The organism is Planktosalinus sp., assembly GCF_059864935.1.
The window spans coordinates 1-1,144 of the sequence record NZ_JCBCCK010000367.1; the positions used below are offsets into that span (position 1 = coordinate 1).

Below are 1,144 nucleotides of genomic sequence, written 5' to 3' on the forward strand. Positions count from 1 at the left end.
TTTACAGGCGAAGACTTTACCGATTATTTTTTTATAGCCAATGCCACTGACAGTTTACCAAAAGTAGATTTTGTTTCCTTTTCTTACCAACGGGAAGATGAGTTCATCAACAGGGCCTGTGCGTTCAGAACCAATTTTAGAAATTTAGAGATTAATTTAGATCCACCCAACCAACAAAGCTGGATAGATGAAATTATTATACTAAGTGACAGTATTAACGCAAGAAATCAAAATGAGGCACATCTTTATATTTATCATTAGTTTTTTGATATTTGTGCAGATAGCTCATGCACAAACCACTTCAGAAATTGAAACTCCGATTCCTCAGGATAAATTTGGCTTGCGGGTGGGTATTGATTTATTTAAACCCGCACGAACACTTTTTGACGAGAACTACTCGGGCTTTGAAATTATGGGAGATTACAGGGTGTACAAAAAATATTATTTGGCCCTTGAAATTGGCAATGAACAAAAAACCACTTTTGACGACAACCTGACTTCAAAAGGTGACGGGAGTTATTTCAAAATAGGATTTGATTACAATGCACACAACAACTGGGCAGGCCTGAACAATATGATTTTTGGTGGATTGCGGTATGGACTTTCCTCTTTTTCGCAGGAACTTATCGAATATCAGGTAGCAACAGTAGCACCATTCTTTCCACCTGACATCAGAACTGAGCCCATATTATTTGAAAGCTTAAATGCACATTGGATCGAATTTGTTGTTGGCGTAAAAACCGAAGTGCTAAACAACTTATATCTTTCTTTAACGCTTCAACTCAAGAACAGGATTTCAGAAAAACAACCTCAAAACTTTGAAAATCTATATATACCCGGATTTGGGAGGACATATGAAAACAGTAAGTTTGGAGCAGGTTTTGGGTATGGGATTAGTTATATGATTCCGTTTATGAAAAAGTAAAAAAAGCTATTCGTTGTGCTTTTGCTTTTTACTGCCTTCATAAAGCTCATACTTCACAAAACGCGCTTCCAGTTTTCCGTTAAAGGTTTTGATTTTTCGGGAAGGTCTTAAACCAACAAACTTGAGTGCTTCAAGATTTCCGGTAATCATCCAGGCAGTTGAATTGGGATACCCGTGCTTTAAGGTGTTTCCAATTTCAGTATAAAAACTTTCCATATC

General features: G+C 36.8%; 2 protein-coding genes and 1 pseudogene. 2 read left to right on the forward strand and 1 reads right to left on the reverse strand.

The window, feature by feature from the left end; genetic code table 11:
* On the forward strand, window positions 1–261 hold a 261-nt coding region (locus AC6F75_RS11520; protein ID WP_500715164.1), incomplete at its 5' end, for a DUF6452 family protein.
* Window positions 233–925, forward strand: coding sequence for a DUF6048 family protein (locus tag AC6F75_RS11525; RefSeq protein WP_500715165.1), 693 nt, complete (start codon window positions 233–235; stop codon window positions 923–925). The genes AC6F75_RS11520 and AC6F75_RS11525, both read left to right, overlap by 29 nt.
* Window positions 926–931: 6 nt before the next feature.
* Here the strand turns inward: AC6F75_RS11525 and AC6F75_RS11530 are convergent.
* Window positions 932–1,144: pseudogene (locus tag AC6F75_RS11530) on the reverse strand (class I SAM-dependent RNA methyltransferase); the annotation flags it as partial.